The sequence below is a fragment of the uncultured Anaerotruncus sp. genome, from assembly GCF_902490045.1.
Lineage (GTDB): Bacteria > Bacillota > Clostridia > Oscillospirales > Ruminococcaceae > Anaerotruncus.
The window spans coordinates 1-6,453 of the sequence record NZ_CABUCJ010000127.1; the positions used below are offsets into that span (position 1 = coordinate 1).

Here is a 6,453-nt window from a genome sequence, read left to right on the forward strand (position 1 = left end):
TACTCCCGGGGGTTTCTCAAGGGGACTGGCGGAAGTCCCCTTGAGCGCCCTTCTTTGGTTCCTTTCTTGGGCGATCAAGAAAGGAACTCGCCGCCGGTCGACTACCGGCAAACCCTCCGACCTCTGGGTGGAACATCTAAAACAGTCGGCGCGGGGCCCAGTACAAATGTTGGGGGAAACGGTAGCGGAAGCTGGCAAAAACGCCTCGCGGCATAGCCCGCGAGGCGCTTTATCATTTATCACCGTGCAGGTGAACATCCATCTGATGATAGGGAATCGAGATGCCCTCCGCGTCGAACCGGCGCTTGACCTCCTCGAGCAGGTCGAAGTTGAGCGTCCAGTAGTCGGGGGTGTCCACCCACACGCGGCAGGCGATCCTGACCGCGGAATCGCCGTGCTCGGACACCCGGATGACCGGCTCGGGTTCCCGGTGCGCGAGGGGGTTGTCGTCGAGCGCGCCGCGGATGATCCGCTTGGCCTTCTCGAAATCGTCGCCGTAACCGATCGAAAAGACGAGGTCGAGGCGGCGGGTCGGCTCGGAGGTAAAATTGATGATCTCCGCCTTGGCCACGTCGCCGTTGGGGATGTGCACGACCTTGTTGTCGAAGGTCTTCAGGATCGTGTAGTTGAGGCGGATCTCCTGGATGGTGCCCTCGTTGCCGTTGATGCGGACATAGTCGCCGAGTGCGAAGGGCTTGGTGAAGAGCACCGACATGCCGCCGGCGAGATTGGCGAGGGAATCCTTGACGGCCAGTGAGATCGCCAGGCCGAATACGCCGAAGAGCGCGATGAGCGACCCGGCCGCGGAGGGGGCGAGCACGGTGACGACGATGATGCCGAGCACGATATAGAGCACCGCGCAGATGATCGAGACGATGAAATTATGCAGGGTGGGGTCGAGCTTGGAGCGCTCCAGCAGCCTGCGGGAGAAGGAGCAGATCCAGCGCACGAGCAGGATGCCGGCCGCCAGGATGATGAGCGCCGTCAGCAGGCGGGGGGCGAAGTCGAGGAATTTGTGCCAGAGGTAATTCCAGCGGGTGTCGGAGGGCATGCTGGTGAGGGCGTTCACCACCTCTTGGATTTCGGAGGCGGCGGAGGAGGCGTCGATGTTTTCCATGGGAGGACTCCTTTCAATCCGCCTTCCCGGCGTGGGAGGCGGATTTTTTGATGTACGAGGAGGGGGAAACGCCCGTGATCTTTTTAAAGACGCGGGAGAAGTAGAGCGAATCGTCGTAGCCGACCGAGGCGGCGACCGCCGAGACGGGCAGGGAAGAGCGCTCGATCAGCTCCACCGCCTGTGAGATGCGGAATTTGGTCAGGTACTCGTTGGGGGAGGTGCCGATATGCCGCATGAATACCCGGTAGAGGTGGCTGCGGCTGATGCCGACCGAGGCGGCGATGTCGCTGACGTCGATCGAGCCGGAGTAGTTGTGCGCGATGAACCGGATGGCGCTCTCAACATATTCGAGCGAAAGCCCGGCGGCGGGCGCGGGCGCGCCCGGCTGTTCGGTGAGCAGCGCGAGGAAGAGGTAGAGCAGGCCGATGGCGCGCAGCTCGCTGGCGGGGGTGGTGCCCGAGGCCCGGTAGATTCCGGTGATGGCGCTCTCGATGGCGGCCGGGTCCTCGAAGCGGACGACCGGCTTTTCACGGGTGAAGGGGGTCTGGGACATCAGCAGCTTGGCCTCCGCGCCGTTGAAGCCCACCCAGCAGTATTCCCACGGGTCGGCGTCGTCCGCCCGGTAGGTCACGATGACCGAGGGATAGACGATGAAGGTGTCGCCCGCGCCCACCTCATGGGTGACGCCCCCGGCGGTGTAGCTGCCGCATCCGGAGATGACGTGGTGCACAAGGAAGTGGTCCCGCAGGCCGGGGCCCCAGGTGTGGGAGGGTTCGCACTGCTGCACGCCGGCGTTATAGATGGCGATGGGCAGGCTTTCGCGTGTCTTGGTCTTGTAGGAGTGTTTGAAGATGCCGTCTGCCATTGGAAGGCCCCCTTTATTCTGCGTCTTCTAATTAGTATAATCAAAAAGGCGATTTACTGCAACAATCGTCCATAAAAATGGTACTTTTTTGTGTTGAAATTCCGTGCAATTTGCGTTAAGCTAAAATTACAGATATTGAGAGGGTCCGCGCGCGGCGGGACCCCGTCGGAAACGGACGGCGACACGACAAAACGATGGAGGAAATGGTATGAAGACACAGGAGATGCGATCCAGGATCACTTCCGGAGGACTGGACCGGGCGTTCGACTATCTCTACAGCGAAAAGGCGCCGCTCCAGCGGGAACGGTATGAAGCCGCGGTGGGGGAGTTTGAGAAGCTCTTCGGCGCGGGCCGGGAGGTCGGGCTCTTCAGCGCCCCGGGGCGCACCGAGGTGGGCGGCAACCACACCGACCACCAGCAGGGGCGGGTGCTTGCCGCGGGCGTCAACCTCGACGTGATCGCGGTGGCCGGCAAAAATGACGACAACGTCATCCGCATCCAGTCGGCGGGCTTCCCGATGGACACCATCGACCTCTCCGACGTGTCGGTGCGGGAGAGCGAAAAGAACACCGCGGCCTCCCTCATCCGCGGCGTGGCCGCCAAGTTTGCCGCCCTCGGCTACCGGATCGGCGGCTTTGACGCCTACACCACCTCCAGCGTGCTCAAGGGTTCCGGCCTCTCCTCGTCGGCGGCGTTCGAGACGATCGTCGGCACGATGCTCAACAGCCTCTACGCGGACGGCGCGGTAACCCCCGTGCAGATCGCCCAGATCGGCCAGTACGCCGAAAACGCCTACTTCGGCAAGCCGAGCGGCCTCATGGACCAGATGGGCTGCTCGGTCGGCGGCTTCATCGCGATCGACTTCCAGAACCCGGAAAAGCCCATCGTCGAAAAGGTGGAATTCGACTTCGCCCACTCGGGCTATAAGCTCTGCGTCGTCGACACGGGCGGCAACCACGCCGATCTCACCGGCGACTATGCGGCCGCGCCGGTCGAGATGCGTTCGGTGGCGGAGGCGCTCGGCGGAAAGGTGCTGCGCGACGTCGCGCCGGAGACCTTCTACGCGGCGCTGCCCGCGCTGCGCGGCAAGTGCACCGACCGCGCCCTGCTGCGCGCCTTCCACTTCTACGCGGACAACGACCGGGTGCCCAGGCAGGTCGCCGCGCTCAAGACGGGCGACTTCGAGACGTTCAAGCGCCTCGTGATCGAGAGCGGACACTCCTCCTTCATGTACCTGCAGAACGTCTACACCTGCAAGAACCCTGACGAGCAGGGCCTCTCCCTCGCGCTCGCGATGAGCGAGCACCTGCTGGCGGGGCGCGGCGCGTGGCGGGTCCACGGCGGCGGCTTCGCCGGGACCATCCAGGCGTTCGTCCCCGAGGACCTGCTCGACGGCTACAAGGCCGCTATGGAGGCGGTGTTCGGCGCGAACCACTGCCATGTGCTTTCGATCCGCCCGGTCGGCGGGGTGGACCTCTGCGCCCTGTAAGGCGCGCCCGGCTATCAGGAAACGACACATCAAGATACATACAGGAGGAATTGGAATGGCTGAATTAAGATGGCATCCCCTGACACAGGACTGGGTCATGATCGCTTCCCACCGGCAGGCGCGCCCGCAGATGCCCAAGGACTGGTGCCCCTTCTGCCCGGGCTCGGGCAAGGTGCCGGACCACTACGACGTGCTCGAATACGACAACGACTTCCCGGCGCTGAGCCAGACGCCGCCCGAGCCGGACGACGTGGCGAACGATTTTTTCAAGACCGCGCCCGCCTACGGCAAATGCGAGGTCATCCTCTATTCGCCCGGGCACACGACCACGGTGCCTGAGCTGTCGGACGACCACATGGCGAAGCTGGTCGACCTGTGGTGCGAGCGGTTTGAAAAGCTCTCGCAGGACGAAAAGATCAAATACGTCTTCATCTTTGAAAACCGCGGCGAGGCGGTGGGCGTCACGATGCCCCATCCGCACGGCCAGATCTACGGCTACTCCTTTGTGCCCAAGAAGCTCCAGCTCGAGCTCAAATCGTCGGGCGAATACTACGCCGAGAAGGGCAGATGCCTCTTCTGCGACATGCTCGCCGAGGAACGGAAATTCGGCCAGCGGGTGATCTTCCAGAACGAGCATTTCACCGTCTTCCTGCCCTTCTTCACCGAGTACCCCTACGGCGTGTACATCTTTGCCAACTCCCATAAATCCAATCTGCTGGAACTTACCCCCGAGGAGCGCCGCTCGCTCGCCGTCACCGTCAAGCACACGGTCGGCATGCTCGACAGCCTCTTTGGCTACAGGTTCCCCTATATGATGTGCATGCACAACGCCCCGGTCAACGGCCCGGACGTGAAGGACAGCTACCACTTCCACATCGAATTCTTCCCGCCGATGCGCAGCGCGGACAAGATCAAATTCAACGCCTCGAGCGAGACGGGCGCGTGGGCGCACTGCAACCCCACCCGCCCCGAGGAGACCGCCGCCGAGCTCCGTGAGGCGTACCAGCGGTATATGGACACCCTCAAATAAGAGCTTGTGCAGCTGCCACAAAGCGGCCGCCCTTCCGGGCGGCCGCTTTGTCTTTTTGGGCGGGGGAGATGGATTTTTCATGAAATGTTTGTTAATTTTTTTTCAAATTTCGGGTGTTAAGACATTGCAAATGTCCGCAAGATATAGTATACTTAATTCTGGTTTCGATTTTTTGCAGAAACCGATTTCCTGTATCATTTTACCAAATATACAGCAAGGAGAATGGGCATGAATATTGATTTTACCCTTGCGGGCGCAGTCATCATCACCGGCCTGGTCGTGGTGTTTTCCGCGCTGGTCGGCCTCTCGGTCATCGTCTGGCTGATCGGCAAGCTCTTCACATCCACCGGCCTCGGCTCCCCGAAGAAACCGGCGCAGCCCCCGGCGGCTCCCAAGCCCGCCGCCCCCGCCGCTCCGGCAGCTCCGGCTCCGGCCCCCACCATGGTGATCCAGCCGATCGTCGAGGAGGGTATCGGAGACGATATCGTCGCGGTGATCTCGGCGGCGGTCGCCTCGATGTTCGGCGGCGAAAGCGGCCAGCCCGCGGCCGAAGGCGGCTTTGTCCTGCGCAGCATCCGCCGCGCACGGGAGCGCACCTCCTGGGCGCAGGCCGGCATGATGCAGAACACCCAACCTTTTTGATTGACGGAGGGCAGAGACAATGTTTGAAATTTTTGCGGACTCGGTCCAGACGATCGTGTCCAAGTCGGGCTTCCTGAACCTGACCGGCGGGCAGGCCCTGATGATCCTGGTTTCCTTCGTGCTCATGTACCTTGCGATCCGCAAGGGCTTCGAGCCGCTGCTGCTGCTGCCGATCGCGTTCGGCATGCTGCTGACCAACCTGCCGATGGCGGGCCTGTACCATCCCGAAATCTTCATCAACGAGACGGGGCATATCGCGTGGGAGGCGCTCGCCAACGGCGGCGGCCTGCTCGACTACCTCTATCTCGGCGTCAAGCTCGGCATCTACCCGCCGCTGATCTTCCTCGGCGTCGGCTGCATGACCGACTTCGGCCCGCTGATTGCGAACCCCAAGAGCTTCCTGATGGGCGCGGCCGCCCAGCTCGGCATCTTCCTCGCCTTCTTCGGCGCGCTGGCGCTCGGCTTTACGCCCGCTGAGGCCGGTTCGATCGGCATCATCGGCGGCGCGGACGGCCCGACGGCGATCTTTACGACGACGCAGCTGGCCCCGCACCTGCTCGGCTCGGTGGCCATCGCGGCCTACTCCTACATGGCCCTGGTCCCGATCATCCAGCCGCCCATCATGAAGGCGCTCACCACCAAGAAGGCCCGCGCCGTCAAGATGGAGCAGCTGCGCCCCGTCTCCAAGCTCGAAAAGATCGTCTTCCCGATCATGGTTGCGATCCTCGTTTCCTTCCTCGTTCCCGACACCGCCCCGCTGATCGGCATGCTCATGCTCGGCAACCTCTTCCGCGAGTCGGGCGTGGTCGACCGCCTCAACAAGACGGCGCAGAACGAGCTGATGAACATCGTGACCATCTTCCTCGGCGTCACCGTCGGCGCGACGGCGAGCGCGGAGCGGTTCCTCACCCCGCAGACCCTCGGCATCATCGTCCTCGGCCTCGTGGCGTTCGCGTTCGGCACCGCGGGCGGCGTGCTGCTCGGCGACCTGATGTACGTCCTGTCGGGCGGCAAGATCAACCCGCTGATCGGTTCCGCCGGCGTGTCGGCCGTCCCGATGGCGGCGCGCGTCTCGCAGAAGGTCGGCCAGAAGGAAAACCCGACCAACTTCCTGCTCATGCATGCGATGGGCCCGAACGTCGCCGGCGTCATCGGTTCCGCCGTGGCCGCGGGCGTTCTGCTCTCCATCCTCAAGTAACATTCGGATTCCACAAAAGGGCGGCCCGGCGGGGCCGCCCTTTCTTCGTTCACAGGAGCCCGAAAATGTGGTATAATATTCACACAACAAACAGCGGTGCTGTTTGTAAGCC

Annotated in this window: 6 protein-coding genes; 4 read left to right on the forward strand and 2 right to left on the reverse strand. The window is 62.8% G+C overall.

Annotated features, from left to right (window positions below; translation table 11 throughout):
- Nucleotides 1–232: 232 nt before the first annotated feature.
- The gene (locus RDM88_RS10990) at nt 233–1,117 is read right to left on the reverse strand and encodes a mechanosensitive ion channel family protein (protein WP_308754882.1); all 885 of its coding nucleotides are present in this window, start codon (nt 1,115–1,117) and stop codon (nt 233–235) included.
- Between the two features lie 13 nt (nt 1,118–1,130).
- On the reverse strand, nt 1,131–1,982 hold the full coding sequence (locus RDM88_RS10995; RefSeq protein WP_308754883.1) for an AraC family transcriptional regulator: 852 nt from the start codon (nt 1,980–1,982) through the stop codon (nt 1,131–1,133).
- A 208-nt stretch (nt 1,983–2,190) separates the two neighbouring features.
- Between RDM88_RS10995 and RDM88_RS11000 the strand changes: the two genes are divergently transcribed.
- The 4 genes from RDM88_RS11000 to RDM88_RS11015 all read left to right on the forward strand — a co-directional run bounded on the left by RDM88_RS11000 (nt 2,191) and on the right by RDM88_RS11015 (nt 6,341).
- Nucleotides 2,191–3,471: a galactokinase family protein gene (locus RDM88_RS11000; protein ID WP_308754884.1), complete on the forward strand. Its 1,281-nt coding sequence runs from the start codon at nt 2,191–2,193 to the stop codon at nt 3,469–3,471.
- A gap of 55 nt (nt 3,472–3,526) precedes the next feature.
- Complete coding sequence (galT, locus tag RDM88_RS11005) at nt 3,527–4,501, forward strand: galactose-1-phosphate uridylyltransferase (protein ID WP_308754885.1); 975 nt, start codon at nt 3,527–3,529, stop codon at nt 4,499–4,501.
- A 228-nt stretch (nt 4,502–4,729) separates the two neighbouring features.
- The gene (locus RDM88_RS11010; protein ID WP_308754886.1) at nt 4,730–5,143 is read left to right on the forward strand and encodes an OadG family transporter subunit; all 414 of its coding nucleotides are present in this window, start codon (nt 4,730–4,732) and stop codon (nt 5,141–5,143) included.
- 19 nt (nt 5,144–5,162) lie between these two features.
- Nucleotides 5,163–6,341: a sodium ion-translocating decarboxylase subunit beta gene (locus RDM88_RS11015; RefSeq protein WP_308754887.1), complete on the forward strand. Its 1,179-nt coding sequence runs from the start codon at nt 5,163–5,165 to the stop codon at nt 6,339–6,341.
- Nucleotides 6,342–6,453: the final 112 nt, after the last annotated feature.